The 24,706-nt window shown below is 63.0% G+C and carries 21 protein-coding genes and 1 riboswitch; of the genes, 14 read left to right on the top strand and 7 right to left on the bottom strand.

Going from position 1 to position 24,706, the window contains the following annotated elements; all coding sequences use genetic code 11:
- The first annotated feature begins 54 nt into the window (after nucleotides 1-54).
- Nucleotides 55-285: a hypothetical protein gene (locus tag HU230_RS19485; protein WP_097676056.1), complete on the top strand. Its 231-nt coding sequence runs from the start codon at nucleotides 55-57 to the stop codon at nucleotides 283-285.
- Between the two features lie 22 nt (nucleotides 286-307).
- Here HU230_RS19485 and HU230_RS19480 read toward each other — a convergent pair whose 3' ends face one another.
- Nucleotides 308-514, bottom strand: a complete 207-nt coding sequence (locus tag HU230_RS19480; RefSeq protein WP_176530284.1) for a hypothetical protein — start codon at nucleotides 512-514, stop codon at nucleotides 308-310.
- A gap of 1,816 nt (nucleotides 515-2,330) precedes the next feature.
- Between HU230_RS19480 and HU230_RS19475 the strand changes: the two genes are divergently transcribed.
- The 7 genes from HU230_RS19475 (at nucleotide 2,331) to HU230_RS44095 (ending at nucleotide 9,497) form a co-directional block, all read left to right on the top strand.
- Complete coding sequence (locus HU230_RS19475; RefSeq protein ID WP_029085027.1) at nucleotides 2,331-3,191, top strand: tyrosine-type recombinase/integrase; 861 nt, start codon at nucleotides 2,331-2,333, stop codon at nucleotides 3,189-3,191.
- A gap of 20 nt (nucleotides 3,192-3,211) precedes the next feature.
- Nucleotides 3,212-4,438 carry an IS91 family transposase gene (locus tag HU230_RS19470; RefSeq protein WP_176528572.1) on the top strand — a complete coding sequence of 409 codons (1,227 nt, stop codon included), beginning with the start codon at nucleotides 3,212-3,214 and terminating at the stop codon, nucleotides 4,436-4,438.
- Between the two features lie 418 nt (nucleotides 4,439-4,856).
- A protein-coding gene (locus HU230_RS19465) for an IS630 family transposase (protein WP_176528729.1) occupies nucleotides 4,857-5,808 on the top strand; the annotation gives its coding sequence in 2 pieces (ribosomal slippage) (nucleotides 4,857-5,197 and nucleotides 5,196-5,808; 954 coding nt in all).
- 185 nt (nucleotides 5,809-5,993) lie between these two features.
- A complete protein-coding gene (gene tnpA, locus HU230_RS19460) occupies nucleotides 5,994-6,452 on the top strand; it encodes an IS66-like element accessory protein TnpA (RefSeq protein WP_166073826.1) in 459 nt (152 codons plus the stop codon).
- A complete protein-coding gene (tnpB, locus tag HU230_RS19455; protein ID WP_166073804.1) occupies nucleotides 6,445-6,798 on the top strand; it encodes an IS66 family insertion sequence element accessory protein TnpB in 354 nt (117 codons plus the stop codon). Before tnpA ends, tnpB begins: the two co-directional genes overlap by 8 nt.
- Nucleotides 6,799-6,850: 52 nt before the next feature.
- Nucleotides 6,851-8,422 (top strand): IS66 family transposase, encoded by a 1,572-nt coding sequence (gene tnpC / locus HU230_RS19450; protein WP_166213725.1) that lies wholly within the window; start codon nucleotides 6,851-6,853, stop codon nucleotides 8,420-8,422.
- 931 nt (nucleotides 8,423-9,353) lie between these two features.
- On the top strand, nucleotides 9,354-9,497 hold the full coding sequence (locus tag HU230_RS44095) for a hypothetical protein (protein ID WP_420831831.1): 144 nt from the start codon (nucleotides 9,354-9,356) through the stop codon (nucleotides 9,495-9,497).
- Between the two features lie 200 nt (nucleotides 9,498-9,697).
- On the opposite strand, the gene HU230_RS19445 is transcribed toward HU230_RS44095, so the two are convergent.
- Complete coding sequence (locus tag HU230_RS19445) at nucleotides 9,698-9,946, bottom strand: hypothetical protein (protein ID WP_176530285.1); 249 nt, start codon at nucleotides 9,944-9,946, stop codon at nucleotides 9,698-9,700.
- Between the two features lie 474 nt (nucleotides 9,947-10,420).
- Between HU230_RS19445 and recA the strand changes: the two genes are divergently transcribed.
- From recA to HU230_RS19425, 4 genes are all read left to right on the top strand, one after another.
- A complete protein-coding gene (gene recA / locus HU230_RS19440; protein ID WP_176530286.1) occupies nucleotides 10,421-11,515 on the top strand; it encodes a recombinase RecA in 1,095 nt (364 codons plus the stop codon).
- Between the two features lie 108 nt (nucleotides 11,516-11,623).
- The gene (locus HU230_RS19435; RefSeq protein WP_224943376.1) at nucleotides 11,624-12,604 is read left to right on the top strand and encodes a hypothetical protein; all 981 of its coding nucleotides are present in this window, start codon (nucleotides 11,624-11,626) and stop codon (nucleotides 12,602-12,604) included.
- Nucleotides 12,605-12,729: 125 nt separating this feature from the next.
- On the top strand, nucleotides 12,730-13,608 hold the full coding sequence (locus tag HU230_RS19430; RefSeq protein ID WP_224943374.1) for a hypothetical protein: 879 nt from the start codon (nucleotides 12,730-12,732) through the stop codon (nucleotides 13,606-13,608).
- 222 nt (nucleotides 13,609-13,830) lie between these two features.
- The gene (locus HU230_RS19425; RefSeq protein WP_224943372.1) at nucleotides 13,831-14,694 is read left to right on the top strand and encodes a hypothetical protein; all 864 of its coding nucleotides are present in this window, start codon (nucleotides 13,831-13,833) and stop codon (nucleotides 14,692-14,694) included.
- A 33-nt stretch (nucleotides 14,695-14,727) separates the two neighbouring features.
- On the opposite strand, the gene HU230_RS19420 is transcribed toward HU230_RS19425, so the two are convergent.
- The 4 genes from HU230_RS19420 to gcvT form a co-directional block, all read right to left on the bottom strand.
- Entirely contained in the window at nucleotides 14,728-15,159 is a 432-nt protein-coding gene (locus HU230_RS19420; protein WP_176530288.1) for an acyl-CoA thioesterase, read from the bottom strand.
- Between the two features lie 117 nt (nucleotides 15,160-15,276).
- On the bottom strand, nucleotides 15,277-18,150 hold the full coding sequence (gene gcvP, locus HU230_RS19415; protein WP_176530289.1) for an aminomethyl-transferring glycine dehydrogenase: 2,874 nt from the start codon (nucleotides 18,148-18,150) through the stop codon (nucleotides 15,277-15,279).
- Between the two features lie 22 nt (nucleotides 18,151-18,172).
- Nucleotides 18,173-18,538, bottom strand: a complete 366-nt coding sequence (gene gcvH / locus HU230_RS19410) for a glycine cleavage system protein GcvH (RefSeq protein ID WP_176530290.1) — start codon at nucleotides 18,536-18,538, stop codon at nucleotides 18,173-18,175.
- A gap of 20 nt (nucleotides 18,539-18,558) precedes the next feature.
- Nucleotides 18,559-19,704 carry a glycine cleavage system aminomethyltransferase GcvT gene (gcvT, locus tag HU230_RS19405; protein ID WP_176530291.1) on the bottom strand — a complete coding sequence of 382 codons (1,146 nt, stop codon included), beginning with the start codon at nucleotides 19,702-19,704 and terminating at the stop codon, nucleotides 18,559-18,561.
- Nucleotides 19,705-19,845: 141 nt separating this feature from the next.
- A riboswitch (glycine riboswitch) is annotated at nucleotides 19,846-19,934 on the bottom strand.
- Nucleotides 19,935-20,136: 202 nt separating this feature from the next.
- Between gcvT and alaS the strand changes: the two genes are divergently transcribed.
- Both alaS and HU230_RS19395 read left to right on the top strand, forming a co-directional pair.
- A complete protein-coding gene (gene alaS / locus HU230_RS19400; protein WP_176530292.1) occupies nucleotides 20,137-22,824 on the top strand; it encodes an alanine--tRNA ligase in 2,688 nt (895 codons plus the stop codon).
- Nucleotides 22,825-22,835: 11 nt separating this feature from the next.
- Nucleotides 22,836-24,089, top strand: a complete 1,254-nt coding sequence (locus tag HU230_RS19395) for a cyclic nucleotide-gated ion channel (RefSeq protein WP_176534954.1) — start codon at nucleotides 22,836-22,838, stop codon at nucleotides 24,087-24,089.
- A 98-nt stretch (nucleotides 24,090-24,187) separates the two neighbouring features.
- Here the strand turns inward: HU230_RS19395 and HU230_RS19390 are convergent, their stop codons facing one another.
- Nucleotides 24,188-24,688 (bottom strand): DUF3455 domain-containing protein, encoded by a 501-nt coding sequence (locus HU230_RS19390; RefSeq protein ID WP_176530293.1) that lies wholly within the window; start codon nucleotides 24,686-24,688, stop codon nucleotides 24,188-24,190.
- Between the last annotated feature and the right edge of the window lie 18 nt (nucleotides 24,689-24,706).

Genomic DNA, 24,706 nt, shown 5'->3' with positions numbered 1-24,706 from the left:
TGCCGGCGCCGCCCCTATATTGGGGGCGTCGTCAGTTGGTTCGGAGTTGCGGCAATGGTGTTTCGTCCGCGCGATCTTGCCAGCCGGATGGCCGCGCGGCGCAAGCCGGATGACGGCTATCTGCGCGAGACCTTCAGCCTGCCGCGCGATCAGGCCCGCCTGCGGGCGCGCGACTTTCTCAAGCGCTATCCGAAGGCCGCCTATATGAGCGCGGTCGAGAGCTGGCGCGAACTGCCCGGCGGCGACATCGAGTTCACGATGCGGCGGCTGGCAAGCGCGGACTGAAGCTTGCCGGACGGACTGCGTCTCAGTCCTGATCGCGGTGTCCGCGGGTCCGTCCGAGCCCGAGATTGTTCAGCTCGCGGTCGATCCGCAGCTGCACGCGGCGGATCGCCAATAAGTCGAGCTTTGCTTCGGTCTTGCCCGTGAAGACCCGATCGCCGATCTGGAAACGCCATTTCCAGACGCCGGGCATGAGCTGCGTGATGCTGAATTCGACGCTCTTGTGAATCATCTGGAACGGTTCCGCGAATGAATGGCGGTCGTCGATTTTTAAATCAAAGGTTGTAGCAATAACTAACACCCGTCAAACGATTGAGTGAAGCGTCGCGCCCGTTTGGGCGTCGTTGCGGATCCCGGTGTGGATCCGTTCGCCGACGGCGTCGCCTTGCCTTGCGACGCGCAATCGGTGCGTCGGCCGGACAAGCCAATGTTAGGAACACTGCCGGAACCCGAGTCTTCCCTCCAACGCTACGCAGTTTTTTTGGGCATCAAGAGGGTACCAAGGTAGTATGCAGATTGTGCCAGCCGTGATCCGGCGTCGCCAAATCCGTCGGTAACTCATTGATTATCCGATGCAGTCGGGACGAGGGCCGAGCCGCCTGCTCGCGGAACTTTGTTCTGCCCCGGAGAACTACGGATCGCGCCGCGCCGCAGCCCAAACGCTTCGACAACGGCTCCCGTCGGCGTGCTCGGATCCGCCCGGTTTCATTCCGGCTGATGTCTGACAGCACAACGCCGCCCGCTGAAATGCTTGCGAACGGCGCTGGCCCTAGCCCCAGGAAGGTATGCAAAATCCTGATAGCTGGGAGCCTATACAATTTGTGCCACAGCACACGTCCCAAATTGGCTATCACGAGCGATCGGTCGGGACGGCTCGGCCTCGGTGCTTCACCGATGGGGCAGACGACGTCACGCGGACGATTGCGACGGGTAAATGGCAAACTAGGCCACGCAGAAAATCAGAGCAAGCCACAGGGATGGAAACAGGCCACACGCCGTTACTGTCCTAATTCGGACACGGTCAGATGGGAGTTAGGACACTTGTCAAGTCGAGGTAGTCCGGGAGAGCGTTCTATATTGCCGACGTTCCCCGGTACACTTCACGGCGCTCTCAGCTGGACCGCGCGCTGAGTTTGCGCTCCGGGGAGGATCGCATCCGGAAAGAGGCCCTGACGCGCTAGCCCCCGTCGGGGCTTCTTGCTGTTTACGACATACGCTCAAATGTACGAACGCCGCCCGCTTAAAATGCATGCGGACGGCGTCGGCTCTAGCCCCAGGAAGGATTTGCAAAATCCTGGCAAGGGTATGTCTGCATGGCGCATTAAAAAGTTTAATACCTCTGAAGGGTTAGTTGCGGGCAGGCAACGGGTGCGGCGCGCGCCGCCCAGATCAACCATGCCGGTTTAGAGCGGCCACGCTTGGTAGCGTGCTTGGCGGGTGTAGCGGGCCGCATATGAGCGCTATCGCGCGAACTGAACTCCAGCCGATTATGGGGGTCATGGCCCCACACCAACCGAGGCGGCCTCTGAAATGAGCGACCCCGGCAACCATTGGGGGCCTGTGTGAAGGAAGGCTAGTTGCTGGGGCCATCTACCGGCCCGATGCGCCGAGCCAGTGGCGAATTTACTGCACGTACAATGCTCCCCAATTGCCCGGCCCTCCAGTGGGCTTCATCCGAGAAAGAGCCAAGCCACGCTGGCAATCAGCGCCACAAAAGACACCGCCACTGCGCAGACAAAGGCGGTCTCAACGCCATCGAATTGATTCCGGTTCGCTGACACCGTCGTGCTCCTAAATTGGAGCGCGTGGCCCGGGAGACATCAGCCACTCGGTCAAATGAGCGGTGGTCTCATTGTGACGCGCCTTTCTCAGCAATGCTTCCCGCTCTCGACACGGGGCAAGTCTTCTAGAGCATTTTCTGACCTGGCGGAATCGGAAGGGATTGAACTAAGCCGCTGCCGCGGCGTAGGGGGCAAGGTGGCATAGATCGCCTCCTGGCTGAGAGGATGTGGGTGTTGGAGCCCACCCCCTCAGACAGGAGTATCGAGATGGCCGATTTGAGCCCTCTTCGCCGCCGCATGATCGAAGACATGACCGTCCGCAATCTGTCGCCGGCGACGCAAAGATCCTACATCAGCGCGGTTTCGAAGTTCAGCCGCTATTTTGGCCGATCGCCTGACCGGTTAGAGCTGGAAGACGTCCGCGCCTTCCAGGTGCATTTGGTCTCGACCGGCATCTCATGGCCGGCGCTGAACCAGATCGTCTGTGCGCTACGGTTTTTCTACGGCGTCACGCTCGGCGAGGCGCTCATCCCAGAGCGCATTCCCTATGCGCGAGAACCGCGCAAGCTGCCGGTCGTTCTCAGCGCCGACGAAGTGGTTCAGTTTCTTGAAGCGGTATCGAGCCTGAAGAGCCGCGCCGCGCTCACCACCGCCTATGCGGCCGGGCTCAGGGCCTCGGAGGTTGCGGGACTGCGGATCGAAGACATCGACAGCGCCCGCGGCGTCATCCAGGTGCGCCACGGCAAGGGCGCGAAGGATCGCAACGTGATGCTGTCGCCCCAGCTGCTGGGCATCCTGCGCACCTACTGGCGGCTCGCCCGGCCGCGGCTTTATCTGTTCCCTGGTCGTGACGAAGATCATCCGATCGATCAGACCGTGCTGCATGCCGCCTGCCGGTCGGCGGTGAAGGCTGCGGGCCTGACCAAGCGCGTCACGCTGCACACGCTGCGCCACAGCTTCGCGACACATCTTCTCGAGAACGGAACCGATATCCGGATCATCCAGGTCTTGCTCGGGCACAATAATTTGTCGTCGACAGCGCGCTACACGCAGGTCGCCACCGATACGATCCGAGCGACGCAGAGCCCGCTCGATCGCCTGTCGCTGGAGGTGACGCCACCTGGATGACCCGCAGCGGGATGCGGGTCATGACCCGCTCCGACATCCGCTCCAACAGGCCCGCCATCGAGATTGCCGATATTCTGTGCCGGCATGGCGACGCCTATCGCCGTGTACATGCCGGTCATCTGGGGCGGGTCGAGCGGCGCGTGATGAGCGCGATCGTTGCGTGCCGGACCGAGGCGCTCGGCGGCCACATGCAGGCTTGCGACGACTGCGGCACGACACGCGTTGCCTATAATTCCTGCCGCAATCGGCACTGTCCGAAGTGTCAGGGGAGAGCCCGAGCCGCGTGGCTCGCCGCGCGTCAAGCCGACCTGCTTCCGGTTCCCTATTTCCACGTCGTCTTTACACTTCCCGCACCGATCGCCGCGATCGCTTTCCAGAACAAGGCCGTCGTCTATGCCATCCTGTTCAAGGCTGCCGCCGAGGCGATGACGACGCTCGCCGCCAATCCACGCCGGCTCGGCGGTGCGATCGGCGGCGTCGCCGTCCTCCACACCTGGGGACAGACGCTGATGCATCATCCCCACGTCCATTGCGTCGTTCCGGGTGGCGGCCTCTCGCCCGATGGCGCGCGCTGGACCGCTTGCCGACCGAACTTCTTCCTGGCCGTCAAACCGTTGTCCAGACTATTTCGCACACTTTTTCTCAAACGTCTGTCGGCAGCCTTCAACTCCGGTGCCTTGCGTTTCTTCGGCGATCTCGGAGCTCTGGCCGAGCCGGCTGCCTTTGCGGCCCACCTCGACGCCATGCGACGCATCAACTGGGTTGTTTACGCCAAGCGGCCCTTCGGCGGACCCGCACAGGTCCTGGCCTATCTCGGCCGCTACACCCATCGCGTCGCGATCGCCAACAGCCGGCTCGTCGCACTCGACGACGATCATGTCGCCTTCTCATGGAAGGACTATCGCCAAAACAGCGCGACAAAGATCATGAATCTCAAGCCCGATGAGTTCATTCGCCGTTTCCTGCTTCATACGCTGCCTGACGGCTTCCACCGCATCCGCCACTTCGGCTTCATGGCCAACCGCCATCGCGCTGCCAAGCTCGCCCTTTGCCGCGAACTTCTCGATCATGAGCGAACAGCCCCAAACGATGGCCAGCCGTCGCCTGTGGATTCGGAGGCTCAAACCCGGGCCGAGGTTCCTGCCTGTCCCGATTGTGGTGGCGTCATGCGCATCATTGAGCGCTTTCGACATAGCTTCAGACGCCCCAGCCCTCGAACATCACCGTTCCGATGCGACACATCGTGAGCCAAGTCATGTCGTGCACGACGATCATCATTCGTCATTTCGCTCCCAGCGTCTCGATCATCGCGGACGATGTCGAATCCGTGCTGTCACACTGCGCGACAACAACCGTCCGATGCAGCAAAAGGCCTATCGCGATCTCAGGCGAAGCGCGTCTGATCTCAACTCTTCCAGGATGCGCACTCCTGTGTCTCTGCCTCACGCGCCGAGCCAGCAGATCGGGCATGGCGATCTCGAACAATCCCCATAGCTGCAAAACCGCGAATAGCCTCCCGCGCCTTCGTTCAATCCGGCTTCAATGAGGTCGCGTCATAAGCGCCTGCCGCGCCCTCGCGTGAGCGCGACCTCACAGAACCCTCCAGATTCCCTTGTGAGGCAAATCGTGATTCACCCTGAGGGCTGGTGATGGAGGCCAGCCCCCATGGCTAAGCCGCTCTCGCCGGACCTTCGCCTTCGCATTATTCGGGCTGTGGAAGAGGAAGGCATGAGCTGTCGGGGCGCCGCCGGCCGGTTCGGCGTAGCGCCATCGACAGCGATCGAACTGGTCAACGAATGGCGCAGCACCGGCGCTTGTGAGGCGGGAGCGCAGGGCGGAGACAGACGTTCAGCTCGGATCGAGGGTCATGCTGCGGAGATCCTCTCCCTGGTCAAGGCTACGCCTGACATGACGCTGGCCGAGATCGCTGACCATCTCCTCAAAGTCCACGGCGAGCGTTTCGTGCCGAGCGTGGTCTGGCGATTCTTCGATCGCCGCAACATCACGTTCAAAAAAAACATCGCACGCCAGCGAGCAGGATCGGCCGGACGTGGCCGCTGAACGCGCGGCGTGGAAGGCATCTCAGCCTGAGATCGGCATCCATCGGTTGGTGTTTATCGACGAGACGGGAGCCTCGACCAAGATGGCGCGGCGCTATGGCCGCTCGCCGTACGGCCAGCGCTGTGTCGCAGCGCTCCCGCATGGTCATTGGAAGACGACGACCTTCGTCGGCGCGCTCAGAGCGACCGGCATGACTGCGCCGATGGTCCTTGACGGTCCCATGGATGGTCTGGCGTTCGAGGCTTACGTGACGCAAGTCCTCGTGCCGACACTCAGGCCCGGCGACATCGTGGTGATGGACAATCTCGCAGCACACAAGCGCGCCGAGGTCGGCATCGCAATCGATGCCGTGGGCGCCCAGCTCCTCTATTTGCCGCCTTATTCGCCCGACCTCAATCCGATCGAAATGGCCTTCGCCAAGCTCAAAGCCGCACTTCGAAAGGCCGCCGCCAGATCAATCGAGGCTTTGGACAACGCTATTGCCACCGCCCTGACCGCCTTCACCGCCCAAGAGTGCCTGAACTTCTTCGCCGCAGCCGGTTATGACCGTGTCTGATCAGAATCTGCTCTAGCTCGTTGGCGCAGCTCTCTGGCTTGCTGGGTGAGACGTTCTTCAAGGGGGATAATCTGAACAACCCGGCGTCGTCGTCGCTTCATGAGTAAGCGCGAATTTCTCCGCACCTTTTGCTTTTGAGAGTCCTGATGCATGAGGTGTCCACCAAAATAGGTGGACACCTTGTGATGAGCGACGATGATCAGAAACTGCGGGTCAGGCTTGTCGGCCGGAACGGTCGCCGGCGCTACGAGGCGGCATCGAAAGAGCGTCTTGTCGCGGCCTGCCTTGAGCCTGGGGTTTCGGTATCGAGGCTTGCACTCGAACATGGGGTCAACGCGAACCTCCTTCGGAAGTGGATCAAGAAGCACAGCGCGACCAGGTCGCTGCCGCCGTCCTCACGCCCGGCGTTCATCCCGGTTCAGCTTGAGGGGAAGTCCGAGCGGGACCTGTCGCGAAAAGACAGCGTGGCGACGGTTGATTTGCCGGCTTACGATGAAGTGCGTGGTTCGGAACCCAAAGGGACTCCAGCTTTTTGTTCTCCGGCCAAAGTGAGCGTGTCGCTGCCGAATGGCGTGAAGCTCGCGCTGGAATGCGGCGATGTGGATGCATTGACGGCGATCATCGGAGCGCTGGGCGATGTTTAGACTGGGCGATGACCTGCAGGTCTATCTGCACCGTGAGCCGATCGACTTCCGGGCTGGCATCAACAGCCTTGCGGTCCTGGTCCAGGAGACGATGGCGCTCGATCCATTCACTCCGGCGGTTTTTGCGTTCTGCAATCGCCGTTGCGACCGGATGAAGCTTCTGTTCTTCGATCGGTCCGGCTTTGTACTGGTCCTGAAGCGGCTGACCGAAGACAGGTTCCGATGGCCGCGCCGCCAGGAGGCGATCGTCACGCTGACGACGGAGCAATTGCACTGGATCCTTGACGGCATCGATATCGATGCGATGGTCCGCCATCCGGTGCGGCAATATCAGGTTGCCGGCTGAGCTCTCGAGTTGAGCGGTTGACGCGTCGGTACGGTTCAGATTCAAGAATTCGATGAATCGAACCGGCGATCCGAGTGTTGAAGTGCTGTTGGCACGCATTGCTGCGCTGCAGGCGGAGAACCATCAACTCGCCGACCGCGTCGCCAAGCTCGAGGAAGAACTGGCGCTGGCACGCCTGCATCGTTTTGCGCCGCGCAGCGAAAAGCATGTTGATCGTCTCTTCAATGAAGCCGAGCAGGCCTCCGATGAGGAGGACGCCGGCAGTGAAACGAACAATATCGCCGAACTTCCGGACACGGGCTTGCCACCCGTCGAAAACACAATGGGAAAGAAGCGCGGCCGCAAGCCGCTGCCGGGGAACCTACCTCGTGAGCGCGTCGAGTATGACCTGTCCGACGATCAGAAGGCGTGTCCTTGCTGCCGTGGCCAGATGCATCGCATGGGCGAGGCTGTCACCGAGCAACTTCATATCGAGGTGAAGGCGAAGGTTTTACAGAATGTGCGCTTCAAATATGCGTGCCGCCATTGCGATCGCACCGGGATCCACGCCCCTGTCGTGACCGCGCCGATGCCGCCGCAACCATTGCCGGGCAGCGTTGCCACGCCCTCGACGCTGGCGTTCGCGCTGGTTCACAAATATGTCGATGGCACGCCGCTCTACCGCCTGGCGCAGGCCTTCGAACGTGCAGGTGTTCCTGTCAGCCGCGGCGCTTTGGGCCACTGGGTGATTGGCTCGAGCGAGAAGCATCTGCATCGCATCTACGACGCCCTGAAGCTGCGGCTCAGATCACAACCTCTCATCCATGGCGACGAGACAACGGTTCAGGTCCTCAAGGAGAAGGACAAACGGGCCACCAGCACATCGTACATGTGGGCTTATCGCAGCGGCAAGGGCAGCCACGAGCCGATCGTTCTTCTGGATTATCAGCCGGGCCGCGGCCAAATCCACCCGCAAGCCTTCCTCGGCGATTACCGTGGCATTGTAATGAGTGACGGCTATACCGCATGGCGCACGCTGGAAGGGGCCACCCACATTGGATGCATGGCCCACTCCCGGCGGCGCTTTGTCGATGCCCTCAAAGCCAGGAAGAAGGGCGGCGGTCCGCCCGAGCAAGCGCTGCGGTTCTTTGAACAGCTCTACCGGGTTGAAAGGCGGGCGTGGGACGGAATACCGGAGAAGGGTGAAACACAGGCCTACTGCATTCGCCGCTTCCGCCAGCAACATAGTGTCCCCATCCTCAATGCTCTCAAAGTATGGCTCGATGACATGGCCCCGAAGGTCTTGCCTGACAGCAAGCTCGGCGACGCCGTATCCTACACCCGAAACCAATGGGAATATCTGACGCGCTACACCGGGGACGGCAGCATGCCGATTGACAACAATCTTCTGGAGCGCGACATCAGGGTTTTTGCAACTGGCAGGAAGAGTTGGTTGTTCAGCGATACCGTGGACGGAGCCAAGGCCAGTGCCGTCGTCTATAGCCTGATGCTGACCTGCCGCGCCTCACGTGTCGAGCCGTTAGCGTGGTTGCGCCACGTCCTCACCGAATTGCCTCAGCGCGCCGGCGACGCCGATATTACAGACCTGCTGCCCTTCAACTTCCACAAAGCCGCCACTGCCTGAACGGCTCGGTATCGCCCGATACCAGGGCAATCCATCAAAACCGCCGGCGTGCGAAGAAAATCGCGCTTACCTTCATGACACCTCTACCTCGCCTTCGGGTCCTAACCGTTGGGTTTGAGTTCCACGAATCCTAATATGCAAATGGCCGGTGCTCAGTTCCAAAGTGAACATTGCAAAGATCGCGATTTACGAACTCGGTTCACCCACGGAGAGATCCCGGTAATCCCTCTGTTCTGTGGACCTGGAACGGATGGTGTCCAATCGAAATCTATATGCCTAGAAAGGTGAATAGGACTGCTCGGTAGTCGTGTTGAGAACAACGGGCAACGCATGGTTGCGACGCGGTTAAACCCAAACTAGGCCACTCGAAATTTCAAAGTAGACCACTGGGAATGGAAACAGGCGGGTACCGACACGCCGGTGCTGTCCTAATTTGGGCACTCGCAACCTGGAATTAGGACGCGCAGCAGCGACGATCTGGAAGTCCTAACCGAGGACATACGGAAACGAAGCTGAGATCGAGATCAAAAAAGAAAGAGGCCGCCGCCAACTGAGGCGGCCTTATCGTATGCCAGTGAGCATCACCGTGGCGAACAGCACCGCGCCAATGATCGCAATACCAAGACAGATGCGCGCTCGAACTACATACGAATCGAGATTGGGATGCTCCATCATGCCAACCTCCTCTTTGTCCCTTTCGTTGAGAGGCAAGCGGTCAGTTAACGCGAGCGTCTAATGTCAGGTTCCTGGTTCCGATAGCGAAACACCGTAGTTTATCGGAATCCTAAAGGTCTGTTGAAAACTCTAACGTAAGACTTGCCGGGGCTAGATTTTCATCCCGAACAGATTTTCGAAACTAAACCGGCAAGGGGCCGCGCGTGGAGCGGCCCCTTTCGATTCGCCCAAATGAGGCGGCCAGAAAGGCTCAAACATGCAGCCGAAGATCAAAGAGCGTATCTGCCCAAACTGCAATGGAATGGGCGTCCAGCCAATTGCGCAGGCGGTGCAGCCGGGTCACAGAATCTATCCGGTCAAATGCACGGCCTGCGAAGGCAAGGGCAAGATCAGGGACTAAGGGCCCAGACAAAGCTACGCCGCCCGTTTGAAACTCTTACAGGCGGCGTAGCCTTCCAGTCCGAGAGGGTAGGAACAAAATCCCGGAAATTGCACTTTCGAGTGCGATGACCTTTTACTTGCGGAGCCTGCTCCAGAAGTAATTCAGGACCGCCTTGATTGCCGTATCGCTCTTGCTTGCCCAGCGCCTACGAAAATTGACTATCCTGCTTGCGCCGCTTTGCGCATGGAAATGGTATCGACCCCTAACGTCAGCGCTCGTAAACCCGGCGACCGCAGCCAGTCGCTCAACTGTGAGGCGGTTTCGGCAAGGCGCGCCTTGCGGATAAGGCGGGAGCGCTCGACGCCGGTGGAGTGCCCCCAAGCCTCCTTCAGGAGCCGCTGTGCCTTGATGTTGAGACGCTCTTCAAGTGATTCTGTGTGCATGAGACGCGATCGCTTTATGACCATGGCGCGCTCCGTTCCGTTAGAGGAAGGCAGGAGCGCTAACCGGGCGTTCTCATCACCGACAGATACCGCGTGCCGCGCAGTGGCGAATAAGCAATAGGCCCATAGCCATAGGGTTCCTAGTTAATTCGGAACTCCGTTCACCCACGGAGAACCTCGGTAACACTTCTCCCCTGTGGATGGAGAACACTTGGCGGACCATAAGTGTTGCTATGGGCAGAACATCCACCGCGCGACTCAGTAGTCCTACCGAGAACAACGGCTAAGTCATGGTTATCGTTAGCTTAATCGGAGTTGGGACACTCCAGAAATCAACTTAGGACACGGGGGCTTAAATACGGACAGCACCGACACGCCAGAAAGAACATATTGCGAACATAGAACAAACGTGGTACGGGGTTTCTATCAACAATTCCGCCTGATCGCATCGCCCATCTTTCCCGCTAGCGAATCCCCGCCATAAGGAGCACATCCCAAATGTCCGCTACTGCACTGCGTATCGTCGAAGGATCCTCCATGGACAAGTCCAAGGCCCTCTCAGCCGCGCTCTCCCAGATCGAGCGCCAGTTCGGCAAGGGCTCGGTGATGAAGCTCGGCAAGAACGACCGTTCGATGGATGTCGAGACGGTGTCGTCGGGGTCACTGGGACTCGATATCGCGCTCGGCGTCGGCGGTCTGCCGAAGGGACGTGTCGTCGAGATCTACGGGCCGGAATCCTCGGGCAAGACCACGCTGGCGCTGCACACCGTGGCGGAAGGCCAGAAGAAGGGCGGCATCTGCGCCTTCATCGACGCCGAACACGCGCTCGATCCGGTCTATGCGCGCAAGCTCGGCGTCAACATCGACGAGCTCCTGATCTCGCAGCCGGACACCGGCGAGCAGGCGCTGGAGATTTGCGATACGCTGGTGCGCTCCGGCGCGGTCGACGTGCTGGTGATCGATTCGGTCGCGGCACTGGTGCCGAAGGCCGAGCTCGAGGGCGAGATGGGCGACGCGCTGCCAGGCCTGCAGGCGCGCCTGATGAGCCAGGCGCTGCGCAAGCTCACCGCCTCGATCAACAAGTCCCACACCATGGTGATCTTCATCAACCAGATCCGCATGAAGATCGGCGTGATGTACGGCTCGCCGGAGACCACGACCGGCGGCAACGCGCTGAAATTCTATGCCTCGGTCCGCCTCGACATCCGCCGCATCGGCGCGATCAAGGAGCGCGACGAGGTGGTCGGCAACACCACCCGCGTCAAGGTGGTGAAGAACAAGCTGGCACCGCCCTTCAAGCAGGTCGAGTTCGACATCATGTATGGCGAGGGCGTCTCCAAGATGGGCGAGATCCTCGACCTCGGCGTCAAGGCCGGCATTGTCGAGAAGTCCGGCGCCTGGTTCTCGTATGACAGCCAGCGGCTCGGCCAGGGCCGCGAGAACTCCAAGGCGTTCCTGAAGGCGAATCCCGACATCACCGCCAAGATCGAAGCTGCGATCCGCCAGAACTCCGGCCTGATCGCCGAGCAGATCCTTGCCGGTACGCCCGAGCGCGATGCCGACGGGGAAGAGCCGGCGGCCGCTGAGGAATAAGCTTCAAGGCTGGCACGATTTCGCTGCAAGCGGGCGCTGAGGACGTTGAGTTGCCGACGTCTTCGGCGCCCGTTTGGTTCTGTAGCCGGTGTTCAGTGAGTTGAAGCGGTGAAGCGCCTGATCTTGGGTAATCCATCTGGGCTCGACCTGAAACGCGCAGGTCTGGGCGACGCGGTGCTTCCGCTTTCATTTCGCTTCGCCTGGGGCGTGCTGCCTTCGCCACAAGAGCTGGCGGCCTATTTCAGCGTGCGAGCGGGCCAGAAGCCGGGGAATCATTGGTCGGATTGGATTTCCCCGTCCGCGAAGCGCGCGACTTGGAAGGACCTCGCGTTCAACGATTATTGCCAGTCGTTCGACATCATCGAATTGTGGTTTGACCCTGACCCAAACGATCAGCTGCAGTTGATCTGGGTGCTCGACCAGTTTCATGCTCAGCCGGACATGTTAGCGAAGCTGAAATTGCGTCTCGTCGGCTTCAGCCTGCTAACGATGGACCCGGCATGGCGCGGTTGGAACGAGGTCCCGCTGGCTAACATCCGACCTGTGGATATCGAGACCGCAAGCATGTGCTGGCAGGCGTATCGGGCGACAACTCCGCAGACGTGTTTCGATATGGTGCACCGCGACCTGAGTGCGTTTCCCTTGCTGAGGCCGGCTCTGCTGGATCTGCTTCGTGAGCTGCCATGGAGCGGATCGGGACTTGGCGCGACCGAGATGCGGTTGCTCGAGCTGATCGCGGCGGGATTCATGAGGACCAACGCGCTATTCTACCTCCGCGGCTTTCGCCAGCGCGGCGTCTTCAACGACATGGAAATCGGCAGGCTGCTCGAGGGGCTTGTGCATGGACCCCAGCCGGCGATCGCCGGGCTTGACGATGGCTTGCGCTCTATCGACCCGGACAATGCGAGAGGTCGCCTGGAGGCCTTCCAGCGAAGCCGCTTGTCCGTGACAGAGTTTGGCAAGGCGGTGCTCGCCCACAAGGCGGACTTCACCGATCACAATCCGATCAATCGCTGGTGGGGCGGCACCCACCTCACCAACGACAGCCTTTGGCGCTGGAATCCGGCGGTGACTGGCCATAGCACGTAGTGGGAGCCGCGCGCATCGTGACAAGTCTGATCCTTGCGACAAGCGATCTCGCGAGCTTTCGCCTGAGGCAGGCGCGAAGGGCGGATATCGTCGTCGGGTTGAGGCCACGCTTCGTTTGGAGGAAAATGCCCTCGCCAGCTGACCTCGCGACCCTCCTGGAACCGCGTTCCGCAGTGCATGTCGATTTCGACACGCACTGGCTCGACTTCGCCAGTTCGAGATGGACTGGCTCGATCGGTCGGGACGTCGGTCTTGTCGAGCTCTGCGAGCGTTGCGACAGCGTCGAGTTATGGGCTGATCCCCGGCCGAATGACCAGCTGGTGCTGGTCTGGTTGCTCGACGTGCTCCGTCCGCACCGGCATGTCGTGGCGAAGCTCAGTCTGGTCCAGACCGATGTCGAGATCGGCATATACCGAGGCGAGAGCTCGGCGAAATGGCAACTGCCTGCACTTGCGGTGACCGATGAGCGATTGGAATTGGCGAGCTGGGCCTGGAATGCCTATCGCGCTCCGACTCCCGAGCCCTGTTTCGACCTTCTCATGCAGGATCGGTCGGCCATCCCGCAGCTCAGGGCGGCGCTGATCGCGCTGCTCGAGGAGCTTCCCGGGCGAGACACCGGCCTCGGCGCGACCGAATTGCGGACGCTGGATCTCATCGCCGACGGCGTGACAAGGCCGAGGGTCCTTTCAAGCGAGTTGAACAGGGAGCGTGGCGTGTTCGATTTTCAGGAGACCTCGTTGATCCTGGATGGACTCGTCTATTGTCGATCGCCGGTTCTGGCCGGATTCTCCGCGGAGATCGAAGCGCCTGACGATCTGCAAGCCCGGGACAGCCGACACCGGGACAGTCGGCTGTCGCTCACCGATTTCGGCCAGGAAGTGTCGGATCGCGAGCTCGACTTCAGCCAGCACAACCCGATCCATCGTTGGTGGGGCGGCACGGAGTTGACCAACGAGCGGCTGTGGCGCTGGGACGCCGAGAGCCGCACTTTGGTCGCTCCATAGGTCCACGCATTGGATCGAAGCCGGAGGCTCGCAAAGTGTCGTTCAGCAAGTTGGACCGATGAATCCTGTGACCGCGAATGACCTGTTATGAGCCGACTCATCCTCACATTCACCGATAGCGGCGCTGGTGGCCTGAAGGCCGCGCGGCTCGCCGATTGCGTTGTTGGCGTCGAGCAGCGGTTCGTTTGCGGAAAATTGCCGCCATCAAGCGAGCTGGATGCCTTGTTCTCGCCGCGCGCCGCTTCGCATCGCGCCGGGGCTCATTGGCTGGACAATCTCACCGGCAGATTGCTTGAGGATGCGCATCGTCAGGGTCTCGGATTGATCGAATTTTGCGAGCTCTTCGATGCCGTCGATCTTTGGGTCGATCCCGATCCGAACTCACAACTGCAATTGATCTGGCTGCTGGATTACCTGCGCCCGCATGCGAGCGTCACGTCCAGGCTTGCGATGCTGCAGACCGATCACATCATCGGCGAGCAACAGCCAGCCGAATTGGCCGCTTGGCAGCTGCGCCTCGCTCCCGTCCGCGGGCATCATCTCGAAGTCGCCGGCGCTGCGTGGGCGGCTTGGGGCGCATCAACGCCGGAAGCCTGGTTCAATCTGTTGACTCGGGATCCAGGAGCACTTCCGCAATTGCGCAGCTCAGTCGTAGCGCTCCTGGAAGAGCTTCCCTCGCGTGGCTCCGGGCTTGGCGCAACGGAAATGCGGATGTTGGAGTTGCTCTCGGCAGGACATGTCCATCCGTACGATTTGTTTCCCGGGCACGAGAAACTCAGCCCCCGGCGGACGTTCGGTTATTGGGAAACGGGGGCCTTACTGGATGGGCTGGCTCACTGTCCGGTGCCTGCCATCTCCGGCTTCGACGATGGGCCGTTCGATCTCGACATGCACGAGGACCCGGAACGTCACCAACGCTACAAGCGGAGCCGGCTCGCGCTGACCGGCCTCGGCAGGGCAATCGTCGCGGGCGCTGGCGACTTCAGCCAGTACAATCCAATCCATCGCTGGTGGGGCGGCACCGAATTGACCACTGAGCGCTTATGGTGCTGGGACGCCGAGGGCCGCACCTTGGTCGCGCCGTAAGGCTTGATCCGCCTGACGCCGGCAGGCGGCGTGTTACGCCAGCGCCGTTTCCCGGCTCGCAATCAGCGCACGCAGGTCTTCCGTCACCGCGACCGATTGGTGGGACTTCTGATCGGTGGCGACCCAGATGATCTCGCCGGTGGCGCGCAGGTCGTCGGAGCCCTTGGCGAAGATCGCGAGCGTAAGCACGATCGAGGAACGGCCGATCTTCGCGACCCGTACGCAGACATCGATGTCCTCGTCGAACCGGATCGGCGCCTTGTACTCGACCACCGATTTCACGGTGTGAAAATCGATGCCAGTCCGCGCGACCTCGCCGAGATAGTCGTAGCCGAGCGCGCGAAAATATTCTGTTATCGCGGTGTCGAAGTAGGTCAGGTAGTGCGCGTTGAACACCACGGCCTGCGCGTCGACTTCGGAATAGCGGACGCGAAACGGGAAATGAAACCAGAATTCCTCGCGCATGTTTCCTCCTGCGGCGGTATTGCTCGCCGTCGTTCGCCCGCGGTCTCGTCGGGCCTTATGATTGCCGGACCGTAGGATGGGTTTCGCTGCGCTCTACCCATCCTGCAACATGGCCCGTTACTCCGCCGCCTGCGCGTAGTCCTCGATCGGCGGGCACGAGCACACCAGATTGCGGTCGCCGTAGACATTGTCGACGCGGCCGACCGGGCTCCAGTATTTGTCGGACCGCGACACGCCGGCCGGGAAGCAACCCTCGGCGCGGGCGTAGGCCCGGTTCCAGGCGTCGTCGGCGATGTCGTGGACGGTGTGCGGTGCGTGGCGCAGCGGCGACGCCTCGACCTTCCAGCGGCCCTTCTCGATTTCCGCGATCTCGCCCCGGATCGCGATCATCGCGTCGCAGAAGCGGTCGATCTCGAACTTCGATTCCGATTCCGTCGGCTCGATCATCAGCGTGCCCGCCACCGGGAAGCTCATGGTCGGCGCGTGGAAGCCGTAGTCGATCAGCCGCTTGGCGATGTCGTCCACGGTGACGCCGCTGGTCGTCTTCAGCGCCCGCGGGTCGACGATGCACTCATGCGCGACGCGGCCGCGCTCGTTGCGGTACAGCACCGGGAAGTGCGGCTGCAGCCGTGCGGCGATGTAGTTCGCGTTGAGGATCGCAACCTCGGTCGCGCGCGTGAGGCCTTCGCCGCCCATCATCAGGATGTAGATGTAGGAGATGGTCAGGATCGACGCCGAGCCGAACGGCGCGGCCGACACCGGGCCGATCGCGTGCGCCGTCGTACCGTCGGTTGCGGGATGACCCGGGAGATAGGCCGCAAGATGCGCCTTCACGCCGATCGGGCCCATGCCGGGGCCGCCGCCACCATGCGGGATGCAGAAGGTCTTGTGCAGATTGAGATGGCTGACATCGGCACCGTAATCGCCGGGCCGCGACAGCCCGACCTGCGCGTTCATGTTGGCGCCGTCGAGATAGACCTGGCCGCCATGCGCATGCACGATGTCGCAGATATCGCTGATATGCTCCTCGAACACGCCGTGGGTCGACGGATAGGTGATCATGACGGCGGCGAGATTGGCCGAATGCTTCTCCGCCTTGGCGCGGAGATCATTGACGTCGACATCGCCGCGCGCATCGCACGCGACAACCACGACGTCCATGCCGACCATCGCGGCCGAGGCCGGATTGGTGCCGTGCGCGGAGGAGGGGATCAGGCACACCTTGCGGTGCGGCTCGCCGCGCGCGAGGTGATAGCCACGGATCGCCAGCAGCCCGGCATATTCGCCCTGCGCACCGGAGTTCGGCTGCAGCGAGATCGCGTCATAGCCGGTGATGTCGCACAGCCACTGCTCCAGCCGCTTGAACAGCGCGTGATAGCCCTTGGCCTGATCCGCAGGCGCGAACGGATGCAGGTTGCCGAACGCCGGCCAGGTCAGCGGGATCATCTCGGTGGTGGCGTTGAGCTTCATCGTGCAGGAGCCGAGCGGGATCATCGCACGGTCGAGCGCGAGGTCGCGATCGCTGAGCTTGCGCATGTAGCGCAGCAGCTCGGTCTCCGAGCGGTGGGTGTTGAACACCGGGTGGGTGAGGAAGGCGCTGGTGCGCCGCAGCTCCTTCGGCAGCGCCTCGCGCGCGGCCGCCTCGATCTCGGCGAAGCTGAGCTTGCCGCCGAACACGCGCCACACCGCCTCGACGGTCTCCGGCGTCGTGGTCTCGTCGAGCGCGATGCCGAGCGTGGTCGCACCGATACGCAGATTGATCCGCTCCGCGAGCGCGCGGGAGACGATCTCGATCTGCTTCGCGCCGACCTCGACCGTCACAGTGTCGAAGAATGCCTCGCTGGTCGGCGCAAAGCCGAGCTTGCGCAGGCCTGCGGCGAGCACGGTGGCGCGGCGATGCACGCTGCGCGCGATATGCGTCAGGCCTTCCGGGTCGTGATACACCGCATACATCGAAGCGATCACGGCGAGCAGCACCTGCGCAGTACAGATGTTGGAGGTCGCCTTCTCTCGGCGGATATGCTGCTCGCGGGTCTGCAGCGCCAGCCGATAGGCCGGTGCACCGCGCGAATCCACCGAGAGGCCAACGATGCGGCCGGGCAGCGAGCGCTTCAGCGTGTCACGCACGGCCATGTAGGCGGCGTGCGGTCCGCCATAACCCATCGGCACGCCGAACCGCTGCGCCGAACCGATGGCAATGTCGGCGCCGAGCTCACCGGGCGAGGTCAGCAAAGCCAGCGACAGCAGGTCCGCGGCCACGATCGCAAGCGCACCCTTGGCGTGCAGCGATGCGATCGCCGGCCGGAGGTCGCGCACCGCGCCTGTCGTGCCGGGATATTGCAGCAGCGCGCCGAGCACGTCGGCCTTGTCGAGCTCGGTCAGGGGATCGCCGACCACCAGCGCCCAGCCGAGTGGCGCGGCGCGCGTGCGCATCACCGCCAGCGTCTGCGGATGCACCTCCTTGTCGACGAAGAACACCTTTGCCTTGACCTGCGAGTGGCGCTCGGCGAGCGCCATCGCTTCGGCGGCCGCGGTCGCCTCGTCGAGCAGCGAGGCGTTGGCGACGTCGAGCCCGGTGAGGTCACAGATCATGGTCTGGAAATTGAACAGGGCTTCGAGCCGCCCCTGGCTGATCTCCGGCTGATACGGCGTATAGGCGGTGTACCAGGCCGGGTTCTCCAGGATATTGCGCTGGATCACCGCGGGCAGGATGGTGCCGGAATAGCCCTGGCCGATCAGCGAGGTGAAGGTCTGGTTCTGCGCGGCGAGCTCGCTCATATGCGCGAGCGCCTCGGTCTCGCTCAGCGCCCGGCCCAGATCGAGCGGCGCCTTCTGAAGGATCGATGCCGGCAGCGTCTCATTCATCAGCGCCTGCAGGCTCGCGGCGCCGACCGTTTCCAGCATCGCGTTGATGTCGCGCGGTGACGGTCCGATGTGGCGGCGGACGAAATCGGTGGCGGCTTCGTTGATCGGCTTGAAGGGCGCGTTCATGGCTTGATCCTTAAACTGATCCTCAGGCGGTGTGTGCGGCGTAGGCGGCCTCGTCCATCAGGCCGCCGAGTTCGCCCCTGTCGGCAATCTTCAGCTTGAAGAACCAGGCCTTGCCGCCGGCATCCGAATTGACCAGGGCGGGCTCGGCCGCGAGCGCCTCGTTGACCTCGATCACTTCGCCGGTGATCGGCGCGTAGACGTCGGAGGCGGCCTTGACGGATTCGACGACCGCTGCGGCCTCGGCTTTCTTCAGGCTGCGGCCGACCTTGGGCAGTTCGACGAATACGACGTCGCCGAGCTGCGACTGCGCGTAGTCGGTGATCCCGATCGTGGCGACGTCGCCCTCGATGCGGAGCCATTCGTGGTCGGACGTGTACAGCGTCGTCATGGTGATCGATCCTTTGGCGTTTAGCGTTTGTAGGTATTGGGAACGAAGGGCGTGGCTGCGACCTTGAGCGGCAGCCGTTGGCCGCGCACTTCGGCGAAAACCGTGGTGTCGAGCGCGGAAAGGGATGTCGGCAGGTAGCCCATCGCAACCGGCGCATTGAGGCTCGGGCCGAAGCCGCCCGAGGTCACCTTGCCGATTGGCTCGGTCGAGGTCGGATCGGCGAACAGGCCGGCGCCTTCGCGCACCGGTGCGCGGCCGTCGGGCTTCAGGCCGACGCGGCGGCGAGCGGCGCCGTCGGCGAATTGCGCGAGAATCTTGTCGGCACCCGGAAAACCGCCGGCTCGGGCGCCGCCGCTGCGGCGGACCTTCTGCACCGACCACTCCAGCGCGCCTTCGACCGGCGTCGTCGTGGTGTCGATGTCATGACCATAGAGGCAGAGCCCGGCCTCGAGCCGCAGGCTGTCGCGCGCGCCGAGCCCGATCGGAAGTACATCGGGATTGTCCAGCAATGCGGTGACCAAGGCCTCCGCCTTGTCTGCGGGCACGGAAATCTCAAAACCGTCCTCGCCGGTATAGCCGGAGCGCGAGACGAAGCAGTCGATATCGCCGACGCGGCGCGGACCGGCGTCCATGAATTTCATCGAACTGACATCTGCACAAAGTTTCGCCAGCGCCGATTCTGCTTTCGGCCCCTGCAGCGCGATCAGCGCGCGGTCGGCCAGCGACACGATTTCGCAAGCTTCGGAGAGATGCGCGCGCAGATGCGCCTCGTCCTCGGCCTTGCAAGCGGCGTTGACCACCAGGAACAGGTGATCGCCGAAATTCGCGACCATCAGGTCGTCGAGCAGGCCGCCGTCATTGTTGGTGAATTGCGCGTAGCGCTGCCGTCCCGGCGCGATGCCGACGATGTCCTGCGGCACCAGCTTTTCGAGCGCGAGCGCGGCGTCCGCGACCTTGCCCGACTTCGCCCTCAGCACGAGCTGGCCCATGTGGGACACGTCGAACAGGCCGGCTTCCTTGCGGGTGTGCAGGTGCTCTTTCAGCACGCCGGCGGTGTATTGCACCGGCATGTCGTAGCCGGCGAACGGCACCATCTTGGCTCCGCGCGCCAGATGCAGCGCGTGCAGCGGGGTCTGTTTCAGCGGGGAAGTTTCGCGCGCAAGCATCACAGGGCCCTCGCGGTTCCCGCCGGGGACCTATTTCCCCTTGAGAAACCTGCAGAAAGCCCCATCTGTCGCTGTGCCTGAGAGTATTATCCCGTCGGCGGACGCATCGGGGAGAACCCCAGCGCCTCTTTCCAGATGTTAGACGTCACGCGGTCCTTTTGCCTGAGAGTTTCCGGGGCGGTTGCTCCTTCGGCGCCGGCGGTAAGGCCGGTCTCTCCCGACGTGACTAATAACAGGTAGGTAGAAAACACGGCGCCACCAAGACTGTCAACGCAGCTCTCGCGGCTATCCAATGGGCTTTGTGCTGCCGCGGCAAGCCCATGATCCGCCTGCACAGTTTCTGGACACCGCAGCTGGCAATGTCTAAAAGCGTTCGGCCGGAAAATGACGCCTTTTTGCGGCTGGCCGGCCCCTTTTTCCGATTGGATGAACATGAGCAGCGTCAACGACATCAGGTCGACATTTCTGAACTTCTTCAAGGAGAACGGCCACGAGATCGTGGCATCGTCGCCGCTGGTTCCGCGCAACGACCCGACCCTGATGTTCACCAATGCCGGCATGGTGCAGTTCAAGAACGTCTTCACCGGCGTCGAGAAGCGCGGCTATCAGCGTGCCACGACGTCGCAGAAGTGCGTCCGCGCCGGCGGCAAGCATAACGACCTCGACAATGTCGGCTACACCGCGCGCCATCTCACCTTCTTCGAGATGCTCGGCAACTTCTCGTTCGGCGACTACTTCAAGGAGCGCGCGATCGAGCTCGCCTGGAATCTGATCACCAAGGATTTCGGGCTGAAAAAGGACAAGCTGCTCGTCACCATCTACCACACCGACGACGAGGCGGCCGGCTACTGGAAGAAGATCGCGGGCTTCTCCGACGATCGCATCATCCGCATCGCGACCTCGGACAATTTCTGGGCGATGGGCGATACCGGCCCGTGCGGTCCGTGCTCCGAAATCTTCATCGATCGCGGCGAGCATATCTGGGGCGGACCTCCGGGAAGCCCGGAAGAGGACGGTGATCGCTTCCTCGAATTCTGGAACCTAGTGTTCATGCAATACGAGCAGGTGACGAAGGAGGAGCGCGTGGCGCTGCCGCGTCCCTCGATCGACACCGGCATGGGGCTGGAGCGCATGGCCTGCATCCTGCAGGGCGTCGAGAGCGTGTTCGAGACCGATCTGTTCCGCCACCTGATCGATGCGGCTGCATCGGCCCTCGGCCATGGGCCGAACCCGCAGAACGTGGCGTCGTACCGGGTGATCGCTGACCATCTGCGCTCCTCGGCGTTCCTGATTGCCGACGGCGTGCTGCCGTCGAACGAGGGCCGCGGCTATGTGCTGCGCCGGATCATGCGCCGCGCAATGCGCCACGCGCAGCTGCTCGGCGCGAGCGAGCCGCTGATGCATCGCCTGGTCTGGGCGCTGGTCCGCGAGATGGGCCAGGCCTATCCGGACCTGGTGCGCGCGGAGAAGCTGATCGAGGAGACGCTGCAGCTGGAAGAGACGCGCTTCCGCAAGACGCTGGTGCGCGGCCTCTCGATCCTCGATGAGAAAAGCGCCGGCCTCAAGAAGGGCGACATGTTCGACGGCGACACCGCGTTCACGCTGTACGACACCTACGGATTCCCGCTGGACCTGACGCAGGACGCGCTGAAGTCGCGCGGCATCAGCGTCGACCAGGCATCGTTCACCGATGCGATGAACCGCCAGCGCGAGAAGGCGCGCGCCTCCTGGGCAGGCTCCGGCGAGGCGGCTACCGAGACCATCTGGTTCCCGCTGCGCGAGAAGCTCGGCGCAACCGAATTCCTCGGCTATGAGACCGAGAGTGCGGAAGGCGTGGTGACGGCACTGGTCAAGGACGGCGCCGAGGTCGACGGCCTCAAGGCCGGCGAGAGCGGCGCGATCGTGCTGAACCAGACGCCGTTCTATGCCGAGTCCGGTGGTCAGGTCGGCGATGTCGGCATCCTGACCGGCGAGGGGGTCAAATTCCGCATCACCGATATGCAGAAGAAGGCCGGCGACCTGTTCGTGCATGTCGGCACGGTGGAGCAGGGCACCCTGAACGTCGGCACCGCCCTGCAGCTCGAGGTCGACCACGCCAGGCGTTCGTCGATCCGCGCCAACCACTCGGCGACGCATCTGCTGCACGAGGCGCTGCGCCAGGTGCTCGGCGATCACATCGCGCAACGCGGCTCGCTGGTCGCGCCCGATCGCCTGCGCTTCGATTTCGTGCATCCGAAGCCGATTACGCCGGAAGAGCTCGCCCGGGTCGAGGACATCGCCAACGATGTCGTGCTGGAGAATGACGAGGTGACGACCCGCGTCATGGGTGTCGACGACGCCCGCGAGGCCGGTGCGCGCGCACTGTTCGGCGAGAAGTATGGCGACGAGGTTCGCGTCGTCTCGATGGGCAAGAGCGCCCGCGAGCACGGCCAGAACGCGCTTGGCTGGTCGGTCGAGCTCTGCGGCGGCACCCATGTTCGTCGCACCGGCGACATCGGCCTGATTTCGGTGACCAGCGAGAGCGCGGTCGCGTCCGGCGTCCGCCGCATCGAGGCGCTGACCGGACATCATGCGCGCAAGCACGCCAACGACACCATGACGCTGGCGAAGACCGCGGCGGCCGAGTTGCGCACCACGATCGAGGATGTGCCGGCGCGCATCGCGGCCCTGATGGAGGAGCGCAAGAAGCTCGAGCGCGACCTGTCGGATGCCCGCAAGAAGCTCGCGATGGGCGGCGGAGCGTCGTCGAATGGTGCCGCCTCCGGCGTGCGCGAGGTCGGCAACGTCAAGCTGCTCGCGCGCGCGGTCGAAGGCGTCGAGACCAAGGACCTGAAGAGCCTCGTCGACGACGGCAAGAAGCAGATCGGCTCCGGCGTGGTCGCGATCGTCGGCGTCACCGAGGACGGCAAGGCCGGCATCGTGGTCGGCGTCACCGCCGACCTGACCTCGCGCTTCAACGCGGTCGAGCTGGTGCGCAAGGGCTCCGAGGTGCTCGGCGGCAAGGGTGGCGGTGGCCGGCCCGACATGGCGCAGGCCGGCGGGCCCGACGGTGCCAAGGCCGACGCCGCGCTGTCGGCGATCGAGCAAGCCATGACTCAACAGGCATCGGCTGGCGCCTGACGGAGAGGCTGATCGTGGCGACGGCTCCGGGTAAGCCAACGATCAGCGATCCCGGACTGCGGGAGCGTCTCTACGAGCTGCTCGAGCAGGACCACCTGCCATATTCGGTCGGCGCGCGATTTGTCCGGCTCGTCGTCGCGATCATCACCGTCGATGTGCTGGCAGCGATCCTGGCGTCGGTGCCGGAGATCGATGCCCAATTCTGGTGGCTGTTCACGGCGATCGAGATCGCCGCGGTGACTGCCTTCGCGCTGGAATATGCCGCGCGGCTCTGGAGCGTGGTCGGCCGCTCGCTGCGCGACATGACGCCGCTGCAGGCGCGGCTGGAATACGCCTGCTCGGCGCTCGGCGTGATCGACCTGCTTGCTTTCCTGCCGTCGACCATCGCGCTCGCGATCGGCGACAAGACCGCGCTGGTGCTGTTCGGCATGCTGCCGTTCCTCAAGCTGGTGCGCTATTCGACCGCGATGCGCTCGCTGCTGGCGGCGCTGCATGCCGAGCGGCGCACGCTGTTCGGCTGCGTCGTGATCCTGACCGGCGCGGTGCTGCTTTTCGCCTCGCTGCTCTATGCCATCGAGCACAAGGTGCAGCCGGACAAGTTCGGCACCATGCCGCAGGCGATGTGGTGGGCGATCGTGACGCTCGGGACCGTCGGTTACGGCGACGTCGTCCCGGTGACGGTGCTCGGCCGGATGGTCACGGTGGTTGCGATCGTGGTCGGTTTTGCGATGATCGCGCTGCCGGTCGCGATCGTCTCGACCGCGTTCGCCGACGAGGTCCGGCGCCGCGACTTCGTCGTGACCTGGGGCATGCTGGCGCGGGTGCCGCTGTTCTCACATCTCGGCGCTGCCGAGATCGCCGACATCATGCGCCTGCTGCGGTCGCAGACCATCGAGGCCGGCGAGGTGCTGGTGCGGCGCGGCGATCCGGCGTCGTCGATGTATTTCATCACCGCCGGCGAGGTCGAGATCGACCTGCCGAGCCAACGCGTGCGGCTTGCCGACGGCTCGTTCTTCGGCGAGATCGCGCTGCTCAGGCGGACCAGCCGCTCCGGCACGGTGACGGCGACGCGGAAGACCAAGCTGCTGCTGCTCGATGCGCAGGACTTCCATGCCCTGACCGAGCGGATCCCGGCGCTCGGCGCCCATGTCAGGGAGACGGCGGAGGCGCGGCTTGCCGACCCGCTTGCGGCCGGTGGCGACCTTGCCGCCGGCGAACTCGCACAAGCGCCGCCGCGCGAGACCGACGGCGGCATCCGCGATTAGAGCATTTCGGTTCTGATTGAATCAGAACCGAAGCTCTAGATTCTTGTTCTGACGCGTTTTCTTCACGCGAACCGGTATCCACTTCGCTCGAAAACGCTCTAGTCTCTCCGCAGAAACACGTAATCCGCCGAATACGCCGCGCTCTTCAGTGCGCCTGATTTGTCGCAGGCGCCGCTGAGTTCGCCGCCCGAGGTGTTGATCCGCTGCACCGTGGCGACGCTGGAGAGCAGGCCGTTGCCGCGGTGGGAGATCACCTCGAGCTTCAGCCAGGGAATGTCCGCTGGCGTTGCGCCGGGCGCGCTGCCGGCGGTGCGGGCGGTCACGGCGCTGCCGTCGACATGCTCCCAGTTCGGTCCGGCATAGTGCCGGCCGACGGTGCGGCCATCGGCGATCAGGGTGGCGACCGGTTCGCGGAACGACCAGGCGAGCTTGCCGTCGATGACCGGCTTGCACTCATAGACCTGCACGCCCTCGGCGTGGACGGTGAGGACCGCGGTCTCGTCGGGCGCCGCAACGGGGGCGGGCAGCGGATCGGCAGCGAGTGCCGCCGAGCCGGTCAGCAGCAAGGATGCGAGCGTCACCCGGCCGGGAAAGGTCATGGTCACGCTCGCTGCTGT

Source organism: Bradyrhizobium quebecense, from assembly GCF_013373795.3.
Taxonomy (GTDB): Bacteria; Pseudomonadota; Alphaproteobacteria; order Rhizobiales; family Xanthobacteraceae; genus Bradyrhizobium; species Bradyrhizobium quebecense.
Note: the sequence above shows the minus strand (reverse complement) of the source record. Positions and strands in the feature narration are given on the sequence as shown.

Excerpts from the sequence above, each read along its gene's own strand:
- HU230_RS19485 (WP_097676056.1), top strand. The coding sequence starts at position 55 with ATGGTGTTTCGTCCGCGCGATCTTGCCAGCCGGATGGCCGCGCGGCGC.
- HU230_RS19480 (WP_176530284.1), bottom strand. The coding sequence starts at position 514 with ATGATTCACAAGAGCGTCGAATTCAGCATCACGCAGCTCATGCCCGGC.
- HU230_RS19475 (WP_029085027.1), top strand. The coding sequence starts at position 2,331 with ATGGCCGATTTGAGCCCTCTTCGCCGCCGCATGATCGAAGACATGACC.
- HU230_RS19470 (WP_176528572.1), top strand. The coding sequence starts at position 3,212 with ATGACCCGCTCCGACATCCGCTCCAACAGGCCCGCCATCGAGATTGCC.
- tnpA (WP_166073826.1), top strand. The coding sequence starts at position 5,994 with ATGAGCGACGATGATCAGAAACTGCGGGTCAGGCTTGTCGGCCGGAAC.
- tnpB (WP_166073804.1), top strand. The coding sequence starts at position 6,445 with ATGTTTAGACTGGGCGATGACCTGCAGGTCTATCTGCACCGTGAGCCG.
- tnpC (WP_166213725.1), top strand. The coding sequence starts at position 6,851 with ATGAATCGAACCGGCGATCCGAGTGTTGAAGTGCTGTTGGCACGCATT.
- HU230_RS44095 (WP_420831831.1), top strand. The coding sequence starts at position 9,354 with ATGCAGCCGAAGATCAAAGAGCGTATCTGCCCAAACTGCAATGGAATG.
- HU230_RS19445 (WP_176530285.1), bottom strand. The coding sequence starts at position 9,946 with ATGGTCATAAAGCGATCGCGTCTCATGCACACAGAATCACTTGAAGAG.
- recA (WP_176530286.1), top strand. The coding sequence starts at position 10,421 with ATGTCCGCTACTGCACTGCGTATCGTCGAAGGATCCTCCATGGACAAG.
- HU230_RS19430 (WP_224943374.1), top strand. The coding sequence starts at position 12,730 with ATGCCCTCGCCAGCTGACCTCGCGACCCTCCTGGAACCGCGTTCCGCA.
- HU230_RS19420 (WP_176530288.1), bottom strand. The coding sequence starts at position 15,159 with ATGCGCGAGGAATTCTGGTTTCATTTCCCGTTTCGCGTCCGCTATTCC.
- gcvP (WP_176530289.1), bottom strand. The coding sequence starts at position 18,150 with ATGAACGCGCCCTTCAAGCCGATCAACGAAGCCGCCACCGATTTCGTC.
- gcvH (WP_176530290.1), bottom strand. The coding sequence starts at position 18,538 with ATGACGACGCTGTACACGTCCGACCACGAATGGCTCCGCATCGAGGGC.
- gcvT (WP_176530291.1), bottom strand. The coding sequence starts at position 19,704 with ATGCTTGCGCGCGAAACTTCCCCGCTGAAACAGACCCCGCTGCACGCG.
- alaS (WP_176530292.1), top strand. The coding sequence starts at position 20,137 with ATGAGCAGCGTCAACGACATCAGGTCGACATTTCTGAACTTCTTCAAG.
- HU230_RS19390 (WP_176530293.1), bottom strand. The coding sequence starts at position 24,688 with ATGACCTTTCCCGGCCGGGTGACGCTCGCATCCTTGCTGCTGACCGGC.